At 44.2% G+C, this 23866-nt stretch carries 17 protein-coding genes; 8 read left to right on the top strand and 9 right to left on the bottom strand.

Translation table 11 applies throughout. From position 1 onward, the window contains the following. Positions 1 to 471: 471 nt before the first annotated feature. Both L6773_RS01725 and L6773_RS01720 read right to left on the bottom strand, forming a co-directional pair. Entirely contained in the window at positions 472 to 894 is a 423-nt protein-coding gene (locus L6773_RS01725) for a DoxX family protein (RefSeq protein WP_237852111.1), read from the bottom strand. A gap of 62 nt (positions 895 to 956) precedes the next feature. After that, complete coding sequence (locus L6773_RS01720; RefSeq protein ID WP_237852110.1) at positions 957 to 3515, bottom strand: DUF5916 domain-containing protein; 2559 nt, start codon at positions 3513 to 3515, stop codon at positions 957 to 959. 478 nt (positions 3516 to 3993) lie between these two features. Between L6773_RS01720 and L6773_RS01715 the strand changes: the two genes are divergently transcribed. The 6 genes from L6773_RS01715 to L6773_RS01690 all read left to right on the top strand — a co-directional run bounded on the left by L6773_RS01715 (position 3994) and on the right by L6773_RS01690 (position 14071). After that, positions 3994 to 7443, top strand: a complete 3450-nt coding sequence (locus L6773_RS01715) for a HEAT repeat domain-containing protein (protein WP_237852109.1) — start codon at positions 3994 to 3996, stop codon at positions 7441 to 7443. Positions 7444 to 7525: 82 nt separating this feature from the next. Further along, positions 7526 to 8347, top strand: coding sequence for a 3-keto-disaccharide hydrolase (locus tag L6773_RS01710; RefSeq protein WP_237852108.1), 822 nt, complete (start codon positions 7526 to 7528; stop codon positions 8345 to 8347). Positions 8348 to 8678: 331 nt separating this feature from the next. Beyond that, the gene (locus tag L6773_RS01705; RefSeq protein WP_237852107.1) at positions 8679 to 9242 is read left to right on the top strand and encodes an RNA polymerase sigma factor; all 564 of its coding nucleotides are present in this window, start codon (positions 8679 to 8681) and stop codon (positions 9240 to 9242) included. Further along, complete coding sequence (locus tag L6773_RS01700; RefSeq protein WP_237852106.1) at positions 9239 to 10039, top strand: HEAT repeat domain-containing protein; 801 nt, start codon at positions 9239 to 9241, stop codon at positions 10037 to 10039. Before L6773_RS01705 ends, L6773_RS01700 begins: the two co-directional genes overlap by 4 nt. A 265-nt stretch (positions 10040 to 10304) precedes the next feature. Next, a complete protein-coding gene (locus L6773_RS01695; protein ID WP_237852105.1) occupies positions 10305 to 11105 on the top strand; it encodes a DUF4097 family beta strand repeat-containing protein in 801 nt (266 codons plus the stop codon). A gap of 200 nt (positions 11106 to 11305) precedes the next feature. Further along, a complete protein-coding gene (locus L6773_RS01690; protein ID WP_237852104.1) occupies positions 11306 to 14071 on the top strand; it encodes a DUF5916 domain-containing protein in 2766 nt (921 codons plus the stop codon). A 320-nt stretch (positions 14072 to 14391) separates the two neighbouring features. Here the strand turns inward: L6773_RS01690 and L6773_RS01685 are convergent, their stop codons facing one another. Further along, entirely contained in the window at positions 14392 to 15027 is a 636-nt protein-coding gene (locus tag L6773_RS01685; protein WP_237852103.1) for a class I SAM-dependent methyltransferase, read from the bottom strand. Positions 15028 to 15087: 60 nt separating this feature from the next. After that, entirely contained in the window at positions 15088 to 15756 is a 669-nt protein-coding gene (locus L6773_RS01680; RefSeq protein ID WP_237852102.1) for an HAD family hydrolase, read from the bottom strand. Positions 15757 to 15981: 225 nt separating this feature from the next. On the opposite strand from L6773_RS01680, the gene L6773_RS01675 reads away from it, so the two are divergent. Next, positions 15982 to 18732, top strand: coding sequence for a DUF1553 domain-containing protein (locus L6773_RS01675; protein ID WP_237852101.1), 2751 nt, complete (start codon positions 15982 to 15984; stop codon positions 18730 to 18732). A gap of 11 nt (positions 18733 to 18743) precedes the next feature. Further along, a complete protein-coding gene (locus tag L6773_RS01670) occupies positions 18744 to 20231 on the top strand; it encodes a DUF1501 domain-containing protein (RefSeq protein ID WP_237852100.1) in 1488 nt (495 codons plus the stop codon). A gap of 161 nt (positions 20232 to 20392) precedes the next feature. Here the strand turns inward: L6773_RS01670 and L6773_RS01665 are convergent, their stop codons facing one another. The 5 genes from L6773_RS01665 to L6773_RS01645 all read right to left on the bottom strand — a co-directional run bounded on the left by L6773_RS01665 (position 20393) and on the right by L6773_RS01645 (position 23662). Further along, positions 20393 to 21640, bottom strand: coding sequence for a DEAD/DEAH box helicase (locus L6773_RS01665; protein ID WP_237852099.1), 1248 nt, complete (start codon positions 21638 to 21640; stop codon positions 20393 to 20395). A 123-nt stretch (positions 21641 to 21763) separates the two neighbouring features. Next, positions 21764 to 22057, bottom strand: a complete 294-nt coding sequence (locus L6773_RS01660) for a type II toxin-antitoxin system RelE/ParE family toxin (protein WP_237852098.1) — start codon at positions 22055 to 22057, stop codon at positions 21764 to 21766. Continuing rightward, positions 22054 to 22338, bottom strand: a complete 285-nt coding sequence (locus L6773_RS01655; RefSeq protein ID WP_237852097.1) for a type II toxin-antitoxin system Phd/YefM family antitoxin — start codon at positions 22336 to 22338, stop codon at positions 22054 to 22056. Before L6773_RS01655 ends, L6773_RS01660 begins: the two co-directional genes overlap by 4 nt. A 356-nt stretch (positions 22339 to 22694) precedes the next feature. Then, positions 22695 to 23015, bottom strand: coding sequence for a hypothetical protein (locus L6773_RS01650; RefSeq protein ID WP_237852096.1), 321 nt, complete (start codon positions 23013 to 23015; stop codon positions 22695 to 22697). Next, entirely contained in the window at positions 23012 to 23662 is a 651-nt protein-coding gene (locus tag L6773_RS01645; protein ID WP_237852095.1) for a SatD family protein, read from the bottom strand. The genes L6773_RS01650 and L6773_RS01645 overlap by 4 nt, the downstream gene beginning before the upstream one ends. Positions 23663 to 23866: the final 204 nt, after the last annotated feature.

Below are 23866 nucleotides of genomic sequence, written 5' to 3'. Positions count from 1 at the left end.
TTTAATTTTGTTGCAGAAAAGATTTATAGCTAATGGCTTCAGAGTAAACACAAATCCAATGAATCCTGGAATGGTATCAGAAAATTCTTTTATCAGTTGTCTCTAATGAACTACCTCGGGGCAGAGCCCGCGAGGTATCAACGAAGAACCCATAACATTTTGGTCAATACATGGCTTATTTTTGGAGTGTCCATCCGTTAGCTGACGGATGGCAATGGGGGATGATGCATTGTGAATCAGAATTCTAGTATTTGACATTTTTAAACTCAGAAAGTCATCCCCGGCTTACTCCGCCTGTCCTCCGAAGCCTTGGGCGCAGGCGGGCCTGTCTTCCGAATCTTCAGCGCAGGCAGGTTCGCTTTCCCCTTCAACCTGTGCACCGAAGCCTTAGGCGTAGGATGTAATGGGGATTTTTATCTTTTTCCAACCCAGAGGGTCGGGGAATTAAACCACTTATCATTAAACCCTCTTTTAATTTAATCCATCGTTGATTTTTGCATCGATTGAGTACTTACCGGCGCCTGTCAAAAACAGTGACAAAAATGCTATCAGAAAGAACAAGGGCAACTCCTTATCCCCAAATGGATCACCGGCGTAAACAACAAATACGATGACTATAAAAGTAAATATTAGTGGAATAGTCGCCAATCGAGTCCATAATCCAATCAGTACAAAGATGGCACATATTACCTCAGCAAATGTTGCTAATACCAGAGAAACCGCAGACCCAAGTCCAAGTGGATCACCAAAACTAAAATCTCCATTAATGATCTTTAAAAGTTTTGGAATTCCATGAGTCATAACCAGACAAGCAGTTCCAATTCTTAAAAACAGGATTGCCAGATCCGGACTCACAATTTCATTTAAATGAGGAGAGTTAAGTTTTCTAAACATAGCTAGATTTTATTGAGATTTTTGTCTGCGAACGTTTTGCATTTAATTTTCAATTCTAACTCCTAATAAAGGAACGTATAGTTCACTTTAAGCAGAATTGAATTATTAGGAAGTATGTCAAAGGTATCGTTGATTTGAGTTCCTATGGGCCTGTCGTATGGAGAGGAGCCATAAGGGGAAAGAGGATTAATTGCGTCCGAGAAATTCCTTCCGTGAGACCATACCAGGAAGATGGTTGACCCGGGACGGTATTCCCAGCGAAGTACCATATTTGAGAGAAAACTATTATATGAAAACTCATCCCGTTTTGGATAGGAGCTAAAATCAGCAAGATGATCCCGATCTTGTAATATTTTAAAATTTTCGTATTTACCTTTTGCAAGAAAAAGCTGGCTGTAGATTTGAAGTGACAGGTTGCGAGTAAATGTAACTGTACTTCTGAGTGTGAAATCGATGGAACGTGTATCTCTTTCTCCAAATAAGGGAACATAATACGCTTGATCGCCAAAAGGCTCCGTACTTGAAAGAATCGGTGTTAGTTCTCCACCCTCATCAAACGAGCGATACTCATCATCACTCAAATTGGACGGCGATGCTGAAGTTTCCCCTATTAACCAATTCATTCCATCTCTTCGGAACGATTCATTCGATGCCCAGGCTATTACGGCTTTTTCCCACTCTCCCTCTACATTTGCTGACAGATCTAACCTTGATCCTACATTCCAATTTCCACGCATTCCGAGTCCATATTCATTTCCCCCATCACCATGGTATGTCCATTCCACTTCAGGTGAAAGCTGCCAGGGCCGTCTCTCATCTGTTTCGAATTCTAATTCCACTGCGGCAGTAAAAGGCTGTGCATAAGGCCCCAGGCCTCTTGTTTCAAAAAGGTCATACCCTCCAAAAAGATTTTCCAAATCAAGTTCTGCTCCAATAGATTGAAAAGAATTAAAGGTCCAGTTAGAACCGGTTCTTAAGCCCAATCCAAGGTTTAAACCTGTGTCATATGAAACTGACTGGGTGAAAAACCCATCCACATCCGCTTGCTGAAAGGGGCCAAATGGACGTCCCCCATTCACTTCATGTTCAAATCTGAACAGTCCTCGTATAAAATTGTTTGCCCTTAGTTGACCGAGATCGTTCGGATTAAAATCGTCGCTATATACCTCAGATCCAATGAATCCCCTCCAGGATCCCTGTCGTTTCTCGGCAAAAAAGCGTCCGGAAAATCCGGTTTGGGATTCGTCATCTTCCGTCAAGGTTCTGTGAGTAAATGATGTGTAGCCATCAAGGCCATAGTTATTGTCAGCAAACCGAATATCCCAGTCAGCTCCACCTGTATAAGCTCTTCTCCTTCCATTCTCTGGATTAAATGGACTGTCATAAAAGGTAAGAATACCTCCCATTGTTGAATAATCACCAATCTGCTGACTTGCCCGAACTACACCATAATTTCTCGCCGGATCAAAATCGGTCCCTGTCATTGCCCCCAAAACGCCGAACGAGAGTCCATTTTCAGTACGGCCGGAAAGTTTGGTAGCCCCAATAATTGGGTCTTCTGCCCCAATTCTCCTTGTATAAAGCAGTTCTCCCCTGCCAACGGAAAATTCATAAATTTCTATACCCTCAACAAAAAACGGTCGTTGTTCCTGAAAAAATATTTCAAAAGCTGTCAGGTTCAAAACAGCAGGATCGGCCTCAACCTGTCCAAAATCAGGGTTGATGGTTGCATCAAGAGTTACATTCGGACCCAATCCCACTTTAAAATCAACACCTGCATCAATATTTGTGTCTGTTGCTACTTCTCCCGGAGCCGTTGGGTTTTCACTTGAATTGTAACCACTAACCAAATACGGTCGAACCTGGATATTTGGTTTAGGTTCAACATTTCTGATGTTTTGCATATAACCAAACTGAGTAATCAGGTTGTCTCTTTCTACCCTTGGAACCAATGGCCACTCCAATACTTCACCGAGTCTTGGTATCCTTCTCGTAAAATGAACACCCCAGGTCTGAATCTCAGCTGCCGAAAACCGAAGCATACTGTAGGGTATTTCAATTTCAATAACCCATCCATCATTCGTTATACTTATATCTGAATACCAAACTGCATCCCAGGATTCATCAACACCGGGTATTCCGGGTCCTCCGCCAAAACCGCCCGAACTTCGAATACCATCATACTGAACTCCACCGGCATTGACTCCAAAAGTAAATGCATTTTGGCGATTGAAATAGGAATCGAAGGAAACAATAAACCAATCGGCACGATTGTAATCATCCCTTCTGCCCAAAGCCCGTTCAATTTCAGCGGGATTATCATCGTAGAGCATCGCCCCTACGTATATACCGTCCTCACCATAAAGGACCCGAACTTCCGTTTTTTGACTTGGTGAATCACCCTCATTAGGTGTGAATTGTCTGAAATCAGTGGCCATTTCTGCTTCACCCCATGCTTCTTCATCAAGCCTTCCGTCAATGCGAATAGATGAGTCTATCTGATGGGCGTTTATCGTCTGGGTTTGCTGAGCCCATATTCGTTCAGAAAAAAATAGATTAACTGTAACTAAAAGGCTGATACTTACAGTATAAATAGCCAGGTTGTACTTATTTTTTTTCATTTACTTCTCGTTATCATTATCCCGTTATTTCCCAACACCCTTATTGTCTTAAACTTAAACATTGAATTTTATAATGGCATCTGCTGTAAGTTATACTTTCAACATCTAAACTCTTTAGCGAATGGGCTAATTGACTCTTCTGTAAAATAGATCTGAAATCTGCTCTAATCTTGAATGAATTCTGAAGAAATATTGATTTTTACTTTTATTTACAGGTAAAGTTGAAGTTTAATCTTTGAATTACACTTCATTTGTACCCATTCTTATCCCGTGATCCTTAGACTCCCATTTCAAATTCTTTTTGGCTTCTCATTTGAGATAAATGCTTGGTTACCGCCTTCGAAAACAGAAAATCCCTCATAGAGGTCATTTATTGAACTTTTAAGACTGATTTAAATATGCAGTTAACTTTTTGGATTTAAGAAGTTACATTGTACCGGTTTACTCTACTTATCATTTTTACCATAACATAGTTTCAATGAGCAATTTCAGTTCTCTTCTCACAGATCTTAAAAAAAGATTTACCCCAATATTAATCCTGTTTATCGCTGCATTTCTATTTCAAAGCTGTTCCAGCGAAGATCCTGATATCGAATCTGTAGAATTTGAGCCACGGGTTTTACGCGTAGAGGCTGATCAAGCTGCTTCAGAAGCACAACAGATCACTCAAAACACCCAGGCAGATGTAGCCGAGGGTTTGGAATACTCGTTGTGGGCCTCTGAAAGTTTGGTCGCTGACCCCATCGCAATAGACATGGATGACCAGGGCCGGGCATGGATAACAGTAACCAACCGAAGCGGCAACTCTGAATTTGATATTCGTGGTGTAGATAACAGCTGGCGATTTGAATCAATGAAGTGGGAAACTGTTGAGGACCGCCGTGAGTTTTTACACACCGAACTTGCCCCCGAGAAAAGTGATCAGAATGAGTGGATACCGGACCGAAATGAAGACGGTTCTCACGACTGGCGCGATCTTGCGGTGGTTGAAGAAGAGATCTGGAAAGTAGAAGATACCTCAGGCGACGGTATTGCAGACCAGTCTCAACTGTATATTAGTGATTTTAACAATGAAGTAACGGATGTAGCCGGCGGACTTACTACATTCAAAGATAACGCTTTCCTGGGAGTAGGCCCTGATATGTGGCGACTTTACGATACGGACAACGACGGCATGGCTGACAAAAAAGAATCATTAAGCCATGGATATAATGTTCACATTGGTTTCGGGGGACATGGAATGTCCGGCGTAAAAGTGGGGCCCGACGGACGTATCTACTGGGGAATTGGCGACATCGGTTTCAATGTTGTCGATCAGGAAGGTAATCGGCATGAATACCCAAACCAGGGAGCCATATTGAGGTCTGACCCCGATGGTTCTAATTTTGAGGTGTATGCCATGGGGCTTCGCAATACCCACGAGTTCGATTTTGATAAGTATGGAAATCTCATCTCTGTGGATAACGACGGCGACCATCCCGGTGAACATGAACGGCTGGTTTATTTGATAAATGGATCCGACAGCGGCTGGCGTATCAACTGGCAATTTGGAAAATATCGCGATTCTAAAAACAATGAGTATAAAGTGTGGATGGATGAAGAATATTTTCAGCCCCGGTTTGAGAATCAATCAGCACACATCTTACCACCAATTTCAGGGTATCATGCCGGCCCTGCCGGATTTGCCTATAATCCCGGAACGGCCCTCAGCCAAGAGTGGCAAGAACATTTTTTCGTGATGTCCTTTCGGGGATCTGTTCCAAATTCGCCAATCTATGCTTTTACGCTTGAGCAAGATGGTGCCGGATTTGAGCTCAATACAGATGAGGAGGTTTTAACCGGTATACTAGCCGTTGGACTGGACTTTGGGCCGGACGGTGCACTCTACATGACTGACTGGCGAGATGGCTGGGACCGAAACGGAGAAGGCCGGATATGGAAACTCGATGCTCCTGCTGATGCAAATTCTGAGATCAGAACGGAAACCAAGAATTTGATCGCTTCTGATTACACTCAAAAATCAGAAGACGAATTGACGGATCTTCTGGCACATGCAGATATGAGGGTCCGGCAAAAAGCGCAGTTTGAGTTGGTGGACAGGGGGGCAAATGATCTCCTCCTTGGAGAGATTGAATCCAGCGACCATCAACTGGCCAGAATCCATGGCATTTGGGGGCTGGCTCAAATCGGCCGCGAATATATCGAAGCAGTAGAACCTTTGGTTGAGTTCCTGGATGATGAGGACTCCGAAACCCGTGCTCAAACCGCCAAGATGTTGGGCGATGTTCGATATGAACCGGCAGCCGATGCTATCATTCCACTGCTAACAGACGAAGATGCCAGGGTCCGAATGTTTGCTGCCGAAGCCCTCGGACGAATCGGGGTTGAAGATGCCGTTGCCCCCATCGTAGAGATGCTTGAAGCCAATAACGATGAAGACGTTTATCTCCGCCACGCCGGTGCTGTTGCTTTAGCACGGATTGGTGATAGTGAAGCTGTAAACAATCTGGAAGATCATCCATCCCTAGCCGTGAGAACTGCTGCCGTTGTAGCATTGAAAAGAATGGGAGATCCCGGGGTTGCGCAATTTTTGGATGATGAGGACGAATATATTGTCACGAATGCTGCAAGAGCCATCTCAGATGATTCATACATTGGAGATGCCATACCAGGCCTCGCAGCTCTCCTGGATCAAACCGAATTTAACAACGAGCCGTTGGTCCGCCGAATGATCAATGCAAATCTTTACGACGGCACAGCTGAAGCTGCAGAACGGCTTGCACAATTCTCATTGCGAAACGATATCTCTGATACACTGAGAGTTGAAGCTCTAAACACACTTGAAACCTGGGATGATCCCTCCATTTTCGACCGTGTGACCGGTATGTATCGGGGAGAGATCTCCAATAATTTGGGCGATGCCCAGGAAGCGATTGCCGGTGTTATGGAATCGCATCTCACATCCTCAAATGAAAACCTGAAAGTGGCTACACTCAATGCAATCGGAAACCTGGATGTAACGGAGGCCTCTTCACAAATTTTAGCTCTTGTTCATGATGATCCATCTGCCTCGGTTCGTAGCGCATCCCTGCAAGCTCTGTTTGACCTGAATTACGAGGCACTGGACGACGTGCTCGCTATATCTCTGGAGGATTCAAACCAGGAAGTAAGAATGAAAGTACTCAATCTCCTGGTGGATTCGGACTTCACACCTGAAACGAAAGTGGCGCTTTACACTACAACTTTAGAGGAGGGAACCGCATCTGAAAAGAAAGAGGCTTATGGTGCTCTCGCACGGCTCAATACACCCGGAGCTGCTGATCTTTTGGTGAATGAATTGGAGGCACTTAAAGATGGAGATCTAAATCGAAACATCCATCTTGATCTTGTGCTGGCGGCCGAAAATAGTGAATCCGAAGAGGTTCAACAGGCTCTTGAAGAATATAAAGCTCAGAAACCGGAGGAGGATCCGATTGCCGAATATCGTGAAACGTTATATGGCGGAAACGCTCAACAAGGAGGTAGAATTTTCTATTCTGATGTTTCGGCCCAATGCGCCCGATGTCATATGATCAATGGGTTTGGTGCCGAAGTGGGACCCGATCTCACAGAAGTTGGAAATCGATTGAGCAGGGAGGAGTTACTCCTTTCCATGATTGACCCGTCTGCGCAACCGGCAGCCGGATATTCTTCGATCACCGTTACGAGAAGTGATGGCGAAACCGTGAGTGGAATATTCCAGGAAGAAACAGATTCAGAACTTACTCTAACTGTGAGTGGAGAAGAGGTGACAATTCCTAAATCAGATATTTCGAACAGGCAGGATGCCCCGTCTGCAATGATAGCGGTAGGGGATGTTCTTTCCCGAACTCAGCTCAGAGATCTGGTGGAGTTTTTGAGTCAGCTGAACGGACAATCCTGGGACTAATTAAAATTCCCCCATCGAAGGGAGGCGCAAAGGGATGACCTGCTCACACAATTTTAAAAACTAGTATTATAAACCGGTAACCATGTATAAACAGCGCTCATTTCAAATAACGTTTATTCTTTTCAGTGTAATTGTATTGAGTGCTGTTTCAATGACTCATTTGCCCGAAGTAAATCTAAATGAAAGTGAATCGCAGGATGAATGGATCTCACTTTTCAACGGAGAAAACCTGGATGGCTGGACGCCCAAATTTGCAGGTCATGAACCCGGAGTTAATTTTAAAAATACCTTTCGGGTTGAAGATGGACTTCTCAAAGTTTCCTACGATAACTATGAAACGTTTGATGGCAAATTTGGTCACCTTTTCTACGAGCAGCCTTATTCGAACTACAAAATCCGACTCGAATATCGGTTTGTAGGGGAGCAGATTCCGGGCGCCCCCGATTGGGCGTGGCGAAATAACGGGATCAAGTTTCATTCTCAATCCCCGGAGTCGATGGGGATCGATCAGCCCTCACCCGTATCCATTGAAGTTCAGCTTTTGGGAGGTAATGGAACAGATGAGCGCCCAACCGCAAACATCTGTTCAATGGGCACACACATTGTGATGGATGGAGAACTGATCACTCCACACTGCACGGAATCGAGTTCAAAAACCTACCATGGAGATCAATGGGTTACGGTTGAGGCAGAAGTTCACGGAGGAGAGATGATTCATCATTATATAAATGGTGAGAAGGTTCTCAGCTATAGCGAACCCCAATATGACCCTTCTGATCCAAATACAGAACATCTCATTCCTGAAAATGGTGATATGATCATTACCGCGGGATACATCGCACTGCAGGCCGAAAGTCACCCAACACACTTTCGTAATATTGAGATATTGCCGTTGGAGGAATAATCTATTCTTTGGGGTACTTCCTGCTCTTCGCGGTTTAAAGTGAATAAGCGCCGAGGGCTCGGTTAGGCGCTGAGTAATGACCCACCTTAAATCCCCTCTCGAGAGGGGAAAGTGATATGAGCAATTAGCGAATGAACTTGGGGTGTGTTTGCCTAGGTCAATGGTATATCGTGAACACACCTCTGATGACTACGCTTAACGCTTCGTCATCTGTCTCCTCTCAAGAGGAGAGCTTCATACTCGCTCAAACCATATCACAAATCTTTTCTGTAACCTTTCCCCACTGCAGCAGTGTATCCTAATGAACAGGCTAACGAAAAACTTTGATCGGTTGGATTCAAATTCGGACAAAGCATTGATGATGAAAGTAAGAGACGGCGATTTCGACAAGCTCGGGTTGCTGTTTGAGCGATACAACCAGCGCCTGTTCGGGTTCTTTTACAGGCTGACGCACCGCCGCGATATCAGTGAGGATTTGGTTCAGGGTGTTTTTGAACGGATTCTGAAATACCGGGAATCTTACAACGGTGACGGTGCTTTCTCGACGTGGATTTTTCAGATCGCACGAAACCTTCATATCGATTACTACAGGAAGAATTCAAGAACCAAAACCGAAGATAATTTTAGCGACTGGGACTCTCTGGAAGCCGAGGATTCCGATATCAAACTAAAAACAGAAGATGAACGAAATCGGCTGTTATTGAAACAGGCTTTCGATCAGCTGGATGAGGAAAAGAAGCAAACGCTGATTCTCAGCCGCTACCAGGGCTTCAAATACAAGGAGATCGCTGAGATTATGGATTGCACAGAGAGTGCGGTAAAAGTGCGGGTGTTCAGGAGCATTAACGAATTGAAAGAGATCGTTTCCGATCTCAAAAAACAGGAAGAATTATGATTGACGAAAAATATATCGACTTGGTGACCGCGTATCTTCAGAATGATCTGAATACGGATCAACAAAAGAAGCTCGATGAGCTGATTGAGTCCGGCAAGATCGATCTGCTGGACCTCAAAGAGATGGAGATAATGATCGGGAAAATGGATTCTCTCGACACTCCCAAACCAAGCTCTGCGATGCGTGACCGGTTTTACACCATGCTTGATGAGGAGAAAGAAGCTCAAACCGTTTCTTGGTCACACAAGTTGAATGGATGGATGGTTGAACAGAAACAACGATTCCAGCTTAGCTATCTGGTGTATATCGCGGCTGTTTTCCTGACGGGTCTGATGATTGGCGATCTCTATGCACCCATCAGCAACCAGGATGAGCAGATCGAACAACTAATGTCTGAAGTCTCTCAAATGCGCGAAGTGATGATGATTAGCTTGCTGGACAACTCGTCGCCAACAGAGCGGCTCAAAGCTGTGAATATCAGTAATGAGATCCGTTCAGTGGACGAGCGGGTTGTGAATGCCCTGCTGAAGACCCTGAATAACGACTCAAACGTAAATGTACGCCTTGCAGCTGTGGATGCACTCACCAGTCATGCCAACAATCCAGCGGCTCGATCCGGGCTGATCAATTCCATCGCCCAACAGGAATCCCCTATTGTACAGGCGGCTCTTGCCGATGCGATGCTGGCTCTCCAGGAGCGACAGTCTGTTGATGAATTCAAAAAACTCCTGTCACGAGACGAGCTGGACTCCAACGTCCGAAACAAACTGGAAAACACAATTGCCGAATTAATCTAAACCGGACAACAACATGAAATTGCTCAATAAATATTCTAAAAAATCCCCCTTCGCAGTGTCCTCCCGACGCTTCGGGATCGGGGAAGGGGGAGAGCGGGCGGATGACCGATGCATAGTGGTAGAATAAACGTTCAAGTTTCAGGCCAAACAACGTTCATCTCATCCCCCCAATGCTCTCCGTCAGCTGACGGGGGGACATTCCTCAACTAACTCTGACTTCAAACGCATGTTATTTATTAACTATCAACAACTTAACTGAAGTATTATGAAGACATTTAAATTTTTATTCGCATTATTATTGTCCCTTCTTTTCGGAGTGGTTCCAAGCTTCGCCCAGAAACAGATTGTGATTCCGCTGAGTAATCCCGGTGATCCAGGACAGCTGGAACTAGGTATTGTTCGGGGATCGATCTCTGTTTCAGGATCAGATACTGAAGAGGTCATCATCAGTTATGATGGCGACAGATCCATGAATGAAGCTCCGGAGAACAAGAATGGACTCCGCAGAATCTCCAACAATTCGGTTGGATTTGAAGTAATCGAAAATGATAACAAAGTAGAAATTGGCGGCGCGCCTCCACAGTCTGAAGTAAACTTTTCAATCACTGTGCCGCGAAACTTTTCGCTCTATCTATCAACTGTAAATGGAGGCGATGTTCAGGTTGAAAACGTAAACGGCGAGATGGAGATCAGTAATGTGAACGGGAATGTTTCCCTCACCAATGTAGGGGGTTCAGCAACTGTAAACACGGTCAACGGCGATATAACAGCTTCATTTAACAGCATAAACAGGGAAAGCCCTATGGCATTTAGCAATGTGCAGGGCGATATTGATATTACACTCCCGTCCGATGCCGGAGTAACGGCAAAAATGAGATCGGAATGGGGAGAGGTATATACAGATTTTAATATGGAGATTGACCGGTCGAACCGGGAGAGTATCGAGGCAGATTCGGATGTATACAGAGTGTCGATCAACAACTGGATTACCGGCCGAATTAACGGGGGTGGACCGGAATATATGTTTAAAACACTTCGCGGCGATATCTACCTTCGAAAACAGTAGTAAAAAGTAAAATTGACCTGTCGGAAAAAATCTAAAGGCAGAAACCCGACAGGTCTTAATCAAAAATTTAAAGTAGGTTTCTACATTGAAAACATAACTTTGAAACAATTTCAAAAGCAGGAGGGAAATATTAAAAAACAAGGGAGAACCTCAGCTACCTTTTCTAATCATAGAAGTATCAAATAAATAACAGTTCTTATATGTTATTTAAAAAGATCGCATTACTCATATTATCTCTTTTTTTCATCCTTAGCGGACTTTTTTCAGCTCCATTCGCACAGGATGTTGCAACACAGACTACATCTGAAAATATTTCAATTGCGACCACCCGTTCTTTACGGGCAATAAAAGCTACAAATTCAACTCCGATTACACTTGACGGGAAGCTGGATGAAGAGATCTGGATGCAAGTTCCCGTGGCTACAGATTTTATCCAGCGTTTTCCGAATGACGGAAATCCCGCCACGGAGAAAACAGAAGCCAGGGTGATCTATACTGAAGACGCGATCTATGTGGGCGCGAAGGCTTACGATTCATCCACAGACTCAATTGCAGCCACTCTTTTCCGCAGGGACGGATCTGCATACAGTGATTGGTTTTATGTAAATATTGATAGTTATGATGATAATCGAACGGGATTTTCATTTGCTGTTAACCCTAAGGGGGTACGCAAAGATATTCTAATCTTTGATGACGATGATGAAGATATCCGATGGGATGCCGTGTGGGAAGCAGCTACATCAATCAACGATGATGGATGGACTGTTGAGATGAAAATTCCGCTTTCACAGCTTCGCTTTAGTCCTACACAATCCAATGCCGAATCTTCCTGGGGAATTAATTTTCAACGGCGAATTGCCCGGAACGAAGAGATATCATTTTGGTCGCCCACTCCCCAAAATGAATCGGGTTTTGTGTCCCGGTTTGGAGAATTACAGGGCATCAGAGAACTTGAATCACCCAGGCGGTTTGAAGTGAGGCCCTATGCTTCTACAAATCTAATTCGCGAACCGGGAAATGGCTCGAATCCATTTCACGAACAAAACGAATGGAACGGATCGGTTGGCGCCGACCTGAAATATGGCATCACTCCGGACCTCACCCTTACTGCGACAATCAATCCCGACTTTGGCCAGGTTGAAGCAGATCCGGCCGTGATCAACCTAACCGCCTTTGAAATTTTTTTCCAAGAGCAACGCCCCTTCTTCCTTGAGGGCAACGAAATTTTTCAGTTTGGAAACACTCGAACATTCAACTCCTTTGGGAACCCGGTCACATTTTACTCCCGGAGAATTGGGCGAAATCCCCAGGGAAACCTCGACAGCTACAACGACTACAGAGGTGAAACGATTTACGATCCTGACGTTGTAGATAATGACGATCTATATACGAATCTCCCGGATCAAACGACTATTGCTGGTGCGGCAAAGTTAAGTGGTAAAACAAAATCGGGATGGTCAATCGGTTTACTCAATGCATATACCGTTGCAGAATCGTCCCCATATCAAATCGGTATCAACCAGTCGACGGGAAATTTTACAGTTGAACCGGGAACCAACTACCTGGTGGCACGAACCAAAAAGGATATCAACAATGGAAATACCATTTTCGGCGGATTTTTGAGTGCAACAAACAGAAGCATTGATGATACCTATTTTGAAGATTTCCTTCACTCATCAGTATACCTGGGAGGATTTGATTTTGAACATAACTGGAATGACCGTGACTGGACATTCAGCGGCACATTCTCGGCCAGCCGGGTAAATGGTACTGCTGCAGCCATTGAGCGAACTCAGAAATCATCAGCACGATACTATAACCGGGTTGATTCCGACAAGCTTGAACTCGATCCCACAAAAACTGATCTGACCGGTTTTGCTACTGAAATCAGTCTCCAGAAATCAGGGGGAGAACACTGGCTTTCATCACTAACATATTCTGAAGTAAGTCCCGGGTACGAAGTGAATGACCTAGGTTTTCAAAACCGTGCCGATTACAGGGCTGCGTCTTTGCTTGTAATTTACAGGGAAACTGATCCTAAATATTTAAGAAATTATGAGTTTTGGGCTGCCGGTAACTATGCCCAAAATTATGACGGGGATGTTATTGATATCGGTCCCGCTGCTGCCGGGTATCTGCAATTCAACAACTTATGGTCAGCCAACTTCCATCTCAGCTATGCCGGAAAAGAGTACTGGGACAGGTTAACACGTGGTGGGCCTGTTACATCTCGACCGCGTGATTGGAACCTGAATTTTAATATCCGTTCTGATCAAACCAAAAAGGTGTCCTACGGAATTGGGGGTTTTTACCGAAATGAAATCACCGGGAAGGAGATTGACCGGCGTTTTTGGGGTTTTATTGAATTCCGTCCCACTACATACATTCAATTGGAGATATCACCGAGATACGGTTGGGAGGTTGAAACAGACCAATATGTAAAAGAGGTTGAAGATCCGCTGGCAGTGAATACATATGGTTCCCGTTACGTTTTTTCTGACTTGGATCTTACAACCTTTTCCACCAGCATTCGCCTGGACTGGACCTTTACACCTGATATCAGTCTGCAGCTATATGCCCGGCCTTATATCAACTCGAGTAATTTCTACAACTTTAAAGAATTTACCACACCCCGGAAGTTTAACTTCGATATATATGGTGAAGATGCGGGTACAATCCATTACTCTGCCTATGATGAGGAGTACACGATTGATCCGGATGGGGAGGGAGCGGCAGAAGAGTTCACCGTTTCAGAACGTGATTTCAATTTTCGCTCAATCCAGGGAAATACCGTCTTTCGGTGGGAATATCGTCCCGGTTCAACCCTGTTTTTGGTTTGGCAGCACGACCGCTCAAGCAATGGCCGGCAGGATAATTTCAGGTTCGACCGCGACTTCAGAAATCTCTTCGATTCAGAACCAACCAACATTTTTCTCGTGAAGCTGAGTTATTGGTTTGGGTCGTAGTACAGTTGACTTACATTCATTTTGAGACGATATAATAGTTCGTTTACCTTCTGCCTTCCCGCAATACATCGAGGTGTCGTATAAAAGAGATGTCTCGATTCGATATGTACTGTTTGTACGCTTCGCTGCCCAAAGCCACCCTTGTCATTTCGACCTGAGCAAAGCGGAGTAGTGAAATCCAATGGGTATTGGGAGTCGTCGAATGAAAGATATGTCTCTATGCTTTATAGTAAAATGAACTGTTTGTGGATTTTGACGATCCCAGACTCACCTACTTTAAAAGATGGAAAGATTTTATGTCGAACTAATGCTCATTAGATCTATTCCGGTTTACTAAACATGATATAGTAGAACCGGCCCGATTCATCCTGGGAATCAATCAACTCAAACCCGACACTCGTGATCTCTTCTATCACCGTTTCGGGCGTTACTCCGTGCTCGTCGCCTTCTGCTCTTTCTCCCGGTTCCGCCTCTTCGCCGCGGGGCCTGAAATCAATAATGGCCAGGCGTCCTCCCGGTTTCAGGGATTCCAATAAGCTTGCGTTAAAAGAAGGCGGATCACCAATATGATGATACACTCGCCTCAAAAAGATCCCATCGCAGCACGCCTCAGGCAAGTTGGTTCGCTGAGGATGACCTTCCAATACCGTTACATTACTCAATTCAGAGCCTTCAATACTTCTCCGGAGATTTTGAAGAGACTCCTCACCAATCTCTGTACTGTAGATATGGCCCTCAGAACCAACATATTGTGCCAGCTCTATACTTTGATCTCCATCACCCGCACCAATATCAGCGATAACGGAACCTTCGGTAATTTGCAGTGATTCGATCAGCCATTCAATGTCTGCGGAGTTTTGCTGGGCTGTTGAACAACTGGCGACCAACAGCATTGTCAAAATTGTTAGAAAACTATGCTTCCATTTTCCCGGCAGTGTTACATAGTTATTTCTCATCTTGTCAAAATTTTATTGAAAGTTATCGGGCATCATTACAAATCAATTTGCACAATTTCATCATTGAAATAGACTGAAAAGTTGCTCCATTGTCAACCCCTCAAAATCTTCAATCACCAAATGAGCCCCATTAAATTCATCCGGTGTATGCGTTGTTGCCACCCCCACCACTATCATACCGGCATTGAGGCCCGCTTTTACACCGGCAACTGAATCCTCAAAAACCACACAGAATTTCGGGTCTATTTCCAATCGATCAGCCGCTTTTAGATAAATCTCAGGATTGGGCTTTCCTTCCGATACATCGGCCGAGTGCAAGAAAGCATCGAAATAGTGGCGAAGATCCAGGCTGTCCATAATGAAATTCAAATTCTCTATGGGGGCCGAAGTTCCAACTGCAGCTTTAATCTCTCGTCGCTGGAGTTCATCCAAAAAGCCGATCAACCCAGGTACAGGTTCAACATCTTTCTTGTAGAGATCACGGAATATAGCTTCTTTTTCGTTTGCCCATTCTTCGCCTTTTTCCGGAGTGTATTTGTCCTTGAAGATATATGGGAAAATCTCTGCATTTGTGCGCCCATACACATGATCCTTCAGCTCCTGGTCACTGATAGAGATATCATGCTTATCGAGAAATATCTTAAATGCTTTCTTGTGATAGGGATTGGTGTGAACAATGACGCCGTCCATATCAAATAATGCGGCGAGAGTGTTTCGGTTGTTTTTCATTTCGTTTAGATAATTTTCAAAAAGTTTTGAAAAAAAAATTTTTGTGATATACTCTTAACGTAGAGTCAGCTTAAAGCATGAAGGTAAGATGATTGCAATAGGTTCCAATACTACTGTTTAATAATTATATATGACATCTTCTGATTTTTACTTAAATGTTTTTTAGAGATACTACATTTTGTTTGGCATTCAAAATGTCTCAAAATTATTAAATTACAATAATTTATGTCTGATATTTTTACAGAAAAAAAATACTTATTCCTCCTTTTATCCGGAGTGATTTTACTTTTTGGTGGGGTATATATTATTAATTCCCACGAAAAGACAGTTGATTATAACAAAGACATAAAGCCCATTCTCAATAATCAGTGTATTGCTTGTCACGGCGGAGTAAAGAGGTCAAGTGGGTTCAGCCTTCTGTTTCAAGAGGAGGCCTATAGCCCCAATGAATCTGGAAAGCCAGCCATTGTACCGGGCAACCCGGAAGAAAGTGAGATGATTCGTCGTATCAATCATCCAAACCCTGAAGAACGGATGCCTCCTGAGGGAGAACCGTTATCAGCAGATAAAATTGAACTACTAACCCAATGGATTGAGCAGGGAGCCAAGTGGGGGGAGCACTGGGCCTATCAAAAACCTCAACCGGTTTCTCCGCCTCAGGTAAACTCCGGCTGGGTCGAAAACGACATTGACCGGTTTATACTTCGGGGTTTGCATGACCGGGACCTGAAACCCTCCCTGCGAGCTGATAAAGCAACCTTGTTGCGGCGAGTGACACTGGATCTGACCGGCCTCCCGCCTACCCAAAAGCAACTCGAAACCTTCTTGAATGACGATAGCCCGGACGCTTACGAAAAGGTAGTAAACCGGCTTTTAGACTCCCCGCGATATGGAGAGCGCTGGGCAGCGATGTGGATGGACCTTGCCAGATATGCCGACTCCAAGGGATATGAAAAAGACGGTCACCGAAATATCTGGCAATATCGTGACTGGCTGATTAATGCCTTCAATGAAGATAAACCTTACGACGACTTTACTATTGAACAGTTGGCCGGTGACCTTTTGCCCAACCCGACGGACCAGCAAATTATTGCGACCGCATTTCATCGGAATACCATGAATAATGATGAAGGCGGTACAAATGATGAGGAATTTCGGGTGGCAGCTGTCATTGATCGCGTGAATACAACCTGGAATGTCTGGCTTGCCACAACTATGGAATGTGTGCAGTGCCACGCACACCCATACGACCCCATACGGTTTGAAGATTTTTACAGATCATACGCATATTTCAACAATACCGCCGATGAGGATGTACCCAGTGAAGCTCCTACGCTTACAACGTTTAAAAGTGAAACGGATCAGCAACAACTCGACGAGATTAAACAGTGGATCGAAAGTCAAATTGATGAGCCGGAGGTATCAAATCAGAAAATAGATAGATTTGTCGAACTGATACGTATAGCTGAACCAAAGATTCATGGCCACTCATTTGATGAGGTCAGGAATGGTACCATTACCTCGACCAACAACTACCTGGCCGTAAAACATAATGGGGTTGCACGAATTAAAGATGCAGACTTGAGGGGCAAAGATCGCATGTTTATTCGTTCCAGCACCAGCAGCAGCAGCGGAGTGATTGAGATTAGAAAAGGCAATCCCGATGGACCCATGATCGGGCGAATGCAAACTGATGAAAGTAGTGGTAATGGTGGTTTTCATATTACATCTATCCCAATAACCCCCCAGCAAGAATTGACCGATCTCTACCTGGTATTTCATGATCCCGGTAATGATGGATACTTAAACTATATAGAGTGGATACTCTTTCACCAATCATTACCCGGTAACGGGCAACCCGGCCATGAAGAAACACTCGATAATTTACATGCTCTCTTAAATTCTAAAGAGACTATAGAAACACCTGTTATGGTAGAGCTGGAAGGCAACTACAGGCGAACCACGCAGATATTTGAAAGGGGAAACTGGATGGTACACGGGGATACGGTAAAACCGGGCGTGCCAGGTATTTTAAACCCGATGCCAGAGGAATATCCGGAGAACCGGCTGGGCTTGTCACGCTGGATGATGAGTAATGAGAATCCACTGACAGCCCGGGTAATGGTGAACCGATTGTGGGCTGAACTTTTTGGAACAGGTATCGTTGAAACTCTGTCCGATTTTGGATCCCAGGGATACCTGCCGTCCCACCCGGAACTGCTCGACTGGCTGGCACTGCAATTTATGAATGAACATAAGTGGAGTATCAAAAAACAATTAAAGCAGATTGTGATGTCTGCCACCTACCGGCAGTCTTCAAATGTAAGTCCTGATCTTCAGAGACTCGATCCTAAGAACCGCCTGCTGGCACGCGGGCCAAGAACACGCCTGACCGCCGAGCAGGTACGGGATCAGGCATTGGCAGTAGCCGGTTTATTGAGTGACAAAATGTATGGGCCAAGCGTGATGCCACCGCAGCCGGAGGGGCTTTGGCAAGTGGTTTACAGTGGCCTTGAATGGAAAACAAGTGAGGGTGAAGACAAATATCGGCGTGCCTTATATACCTACTGGCGCCGGACCAATCCTTATCCTTCAATGATTGCGTTTGACGCCCCCAGCCGGGAGGTTTGTGTCGTTGAAAGAATCAATACGAATACCCCTTTACAGGCCCTGGTTACATTAAACGATCCGGTGTATGTGGAAGCTGCTAAAGGACTGGCCGAGCGTATACTCGAGAAAACTCCTAATGATATTGAGCAACAGTTAGAAACCGGCTACCGCCTGGCGATACAACAGGATATCGGAACAGAAAAACTGGAGGATCTAAAGTATTTGTATCAGGAAACAAAAGTACATTTCCGGCAACATCCAAAAGAAGCTGAAGAACTGACGGGCGAGCAAAGCATTGAATTAGCCGCATTGACAATCGTTTCCAATGCCATTATGAACCTGGATGAATTTTTAACGAAATCATAAAACGGACAATTATGGATATTTTCGAAGAGCTCCGACACAAAAAGCTTGAAGCTCAAACCCGCCGGCACTTCCTGAAAAAGTGCTCGCTTGGACTTGGAGGATTGGCATTTGCAGCTATGACAGGCTGTAATCCCTTTTCATCTTCAGATGGCACTTTTGTTGATAATAAGGGTGGCAATCACCCACTTTTTCCGAAACTACCCCATTTTGTGCCTAAGGCCAAGCGGATCATCTACCTGCATATGGCCGGTGCTCCCTCTCAGCTGGAACTATTTGATTATAAACCGGAACTGCAAAAACTGCATGGCAAAGATTGTCCGCCTTCGCTGCTGGAGGGAAAACAGTTTGCATTTATCGAGGGAGTACCCAAAATGATGGGACCACAAGCGAATTTTGAAAAACGCGGGGAATCGGGAACCATGGTCTCCGATCTGCTTCCCCATTTTTCTACGGTCGTGGATGATGTGGCGATCATAAAATCGATGCACACAGATGAGTTCAACCATGCACCGGCTCAGTTACTCATGCAAACCGGCAGCCCCCGATTGGGCCGTCCCAGCATTGGTTCTTGGGTGACTTATGGACTGGGCAGCGAAAACGAAAATCTGCCGGGATTCATGGTATTGGTTTCGGGAGGAAAAACCCCAAGTGCCGGAAAAAGTGCCTGGGGAAGTGGTTTTCTGCCCTCCGTATACCAGGGCGTTCAGTGTCGCTCAAAGGGAGACCCGGTGCTGTATGCATCAAACCCTGACGGAGTAGATCGCAACCTTCGCAAAAAGGTGATTGATGCGATCAATAATGTGAACCGAAAAGAGCATGAAGAGGTTGGCGATCCTGAGATTTTGACCCGGATATCTCAATATGAGATGGCGTTTCGGATGCAGACATCTGTTCCAGATGTGATGAACATATCAGATGAACCTGATTATATCCACGAAATGTACGGAACCGAACCGGGTGAAACCTCTTTTGCCAACAACTGCCTGCTGGCTCGGCGATTAGTAGAAAAAGATGTACGCTTTGTGCAATTATTCGATTGGGGATGGGACTCTCACGGAACGAATGAAGAAACGGGTATCGATGCCGGTTTCAGGGATAAATGCCGTCAGATAGACCAGCCGATGACAGCCCTGATTAAGGATCTCAAACAACGCGGGCTCCTGGAAGAAACATTGGTTGTCTGGGGCGGAGAATTCGGCCGAACCCCCATGCAGGAAAACCGGGACGGTCAAGAGATGCCGTTTATGGGCCGGGATCATCATACCGAGGCGTTCAGCGTTTGGATGGCCGGTGGGGGTGTAAAGGGGGGTACGACATATGGTGAGACTGACGAAATTGGATATGCAGGTATTAAGGACCGTGTGCATATTCATGACCTCCAGGCAACGATTCTGCACCAGATGGGACTTGATCACGAGGAATTAACCTACTTCCACCAAGGACGAGATTTCCGTCTTACAGATGTGCACGGACATGTGGTTACTGATATACTGGCATAAAACGAACGAAGGATGATTGGCAAAGCATCATAGCCAGGTAACGTAATCTGGTTCGATTCTTTTGTTAGACTTGTCTGCTATAAAACGTGCTGTGTTTATTTAAAAACCACAGAAACAGAGAAAGCTCAAAGAACTCCGTGCCTCTGTGGCAATTTTAAAATCTATCTTGTGCTTCGGTTTTTCCAATTTCGGCCTGAGGGTCGTTTTTTCCTCTTCTTACGCCGGCCTTGGTTTGAAGGTCGCTGATTGTTTTGCGAACCAGACGAACCACCATTAACGGTAGCAAATTCATGCTCATCAATGACGGGAATCTGTTTGCCGATAAGCTTTTGGATATCGCGAATGTACGCTCGTTCAACGGAGTCGACGAATGAGAGAGCCGTACCGTCAGCTCCAGCTCGTCCGGTTCGTCCGATTCGGTGAACATAGGTCTCCGGTTCATTCGGGATCTCGTAGTTGATCACGTACTTCAACTCATCCACGTCAATACCACGGGCGGCAATGTCTGTCGCCACAAGTACTCGTGTTTTTTGATCTTTAAAATTGCCCAACGCTCGCTGTCGTGCGGACTGAGACTTATTTCCGTGAATCGCCTCTGCATTAATATTCTTCTTGTTCAGAATTTGAACCACTTTATTGGCGTTCCGCTTAGTTCGGGTAAAGACCAGTGCGGATTCAATTCCCGCATCCTTCAAAATATTGATCAACAGGTTTTTCTTGTTGCCTTTCTCTACGAAATAGAGTCCCTGTGTAATGGTATCTACAGTCGGTGATTCCGGCTCAATCTCCACTTTTGCAGGATTGTGCAGGAGGGAGTTCGCCAGCTTTAAGATCGAATTCGGCAGCGTAGCAGAGAAGAAAAGCGTCTGGTGTTTGTTCGGCAGAGCTTTCCTGATTTTTTTAATATCGTGAATAAAACCCATATCGAGCATTCGGTCTGCTTCGTCTAATACAAACACTTCAACATCTGAAAGGGAGATATGTCTCTGGTTCATCAAGTCAAGGAGTCGTCCAGGAGTGGCTGTGAGAATATCCACGCCATTTTTCAGTTGCTTCACCTGGCGTTTTTGACTCACTCCGCCATAAACAACGGTAGTGTATAGTCCAGTATATCGTCCGTAACTTTTAAAACTTTCGTCAATCTGGATGGCCAGTTCCCGTGTGGGGGTTACTATCAAACTCCTGATTTTCTTCTGTCCTCTTTTTTGTTGATTGGCTCCCAGGTTCTGTAAAATTGGGATTGCAAACGCGGCAGTCTTTCCGGTTCCAGTCTGAGCACTCGCCAAAAGGTCCTTGCCTTCCAGGGCAATGGGTATCGCTCTTGATTGAATGGGTGTGGGGGTAGAATATCCTTCTTCGTTTAGAGATCTAAGGATAGGATCTGTGATATTCAATGATTTAAATGACATAATATGTATAAAATGAAAAAAGCCCGGCTTTAACATTTAAAGTCGGGCTAAGAAATAAATGAGCCTTAAGGTACGGATAAAAAAGGTGGGGAGTACTATTTAGTTTTTTTGTGTGAAAAAGTGTTAGAATTTATCTGCTGAGAAATTTTGCCTGAAGTGACGAACGGTCAAAATTTCAATTACATCATCTCCAATCTCGTAGATGATTCCGTAGTTCTCATGGACAACCAACTCCCTGATACTTGGATTTGTGATTTCATTGATGATTCTTCCTGACTCAGGATTTTCCCTCAGATTCTCGACCTTTCTCTCAAAATCGTTGATAAGATTTAATGCTGCACTTGGGTTATCTTCTGAGATGTATTCGAGGATCTCTTTGATTTTATTCTGCGCTGTGGGCGACCAGACAATGTTCATGAACTCGAATATTGGGCTCTCAGTTCATTCATAAACTCTTTATGGTCAGTCCCGTTACCTTCTTCCAATTCTTTCTTCGCGCCTGCGATCTCTTCAAGAAGCTGAATCTTATCAAGCAGTTTTTGATAGTCTTCCACATCAATCAACACAGCCGAGCTTTTTCCATGTTGTGTAAGAATCAAAGGACGATGCTCTGATTTTACCTGCTCAATAAATGAAGCTGCATTTGCTCTGAATTCCGAAAGCGACCGTATATCGCGATCCAGTTGAATGTGTGACATAATGGTAAATACAATTTGGTTTGTACTGAATAATGTACAAAATTTAGAACAATAATTAATTACGATTATTTTTTTATGAACATTCGCAAAACCGTAGATATGCTGATTAGCAGTTGGTGTATCGAACATGAAGTAGAGTTTTTACAGAATGACAAAGATTTTGAGTGGATGGCTGGGGAGTTGCCTTTGAGGGTTATGAAGATTGAGTTCTCTTAAATTATCACCGCACAGGTATTAATTGTATTGCAAAACCGATCTGAGTGGGAACTGGAGGTAAACCAATGGGTGAATCAAGCCAACTCAACCTGATCCAGAGCTTTACAATCTGGCCCAACTATTCTTGTGGTAGCTAAAACTCAGTTCATCAAGAAAATCGCCAATTGGCTGTACAGAATGGCAGTCAGCAGAGAGATAAAGTTTCCGATCAGGAAATAATCATTGGAGACATTGCTGCTTCTCTGGAAACGGGTTCCGATTTTTAAGGCCCCAAACGCAATGATAACCTGTGGATAACCAAGAACCAGGCCAACGACAAGAAAGAGCCGTTCTAAAACTCCTTTTAGAATGGATCTGCCACGCTTCTCATCCGATTTCAATTTTCTGCTGACAATATGAAATACCCCGTTGATGATGCTTTCTACAATCAAATATGAAAGGACTAACCAAAACAAGTTCATGATGATTTCGTTTTGATTATGGTTCTTATTGATTCCTTCAGGAGATTATATTCATGAATCATGAGTGTTTTACGGCGCCGGTAAATTTGGGACCGGTCTTTGCCGTGCTTTTCTCCAACTTCTTGATCATTATCACTTTGGATCATATCTAGAATGAGGGCAAAGTCATCCAACTTCCATTTTTCAGTGATGCCTTCTAAAACCTCAAAAAGTCTATTTAACTGTTCGGATTGTTCTTTTTGTTCCAGGCTGAAGTTAAATCGCCTTCGATCTCTTTTTTTTGCCGTTAGTTTTTTTCGAGCCTCGGTTAAGCCTTCGCCAAGCATTCCATACGATGTTTCCCGGTTGATCTCTGTGTTAATTTTTCCAAAATGAAGGACATAGTGCAGTTTGAAATCCAGCTCTTTAGCAAGTCGTTCCTCTTCGAAATAGAATAACGTTTCAATACCGGATTCAAGTGACTTTGTTACTCCCTGAAATTCATCACCCAGCGTTACTGTGTAAGGGGATAACGTTTTTTTTCTGAGATCTTTGTTAGCTGAATGAACCAATTCTTTGAGAGTTTTCCCCAATTTCTCTGATTCATAATCACTGCTCCTGACTACATCTCCCATCAAAATGTAATATTTGTCTTTCTGACCAACCATGACTCATAATACAATTGATGCAAAAAATATGCAACAAATATATTTGATGCAAAATTAATGCATCAATAAGGTTTGTTGCAGTATAATCAGTACTAAGTAACGCGTTTACCAGTTAATATTTTAAGCAATAAAACCCTATAGTTATCTGAAATGAGTTTTTTTTAGCTTTTGTCATCCCTCCCAACAGCGGTCGGGAAAAAGTAC

This window comes from Rhodohalobacter sulfatireducens, from assembly GCF_022012475.1.
Lineage (GTDB): Bacteria > Bacteroidota > Rhodothermia > Balneolales > Balneolaceae > Rhodohalobacter > Rhodohalobacter sulfatireducens.
This window is presented reverse-complemented; position numbering and strand designations above follow the sequence as displayed.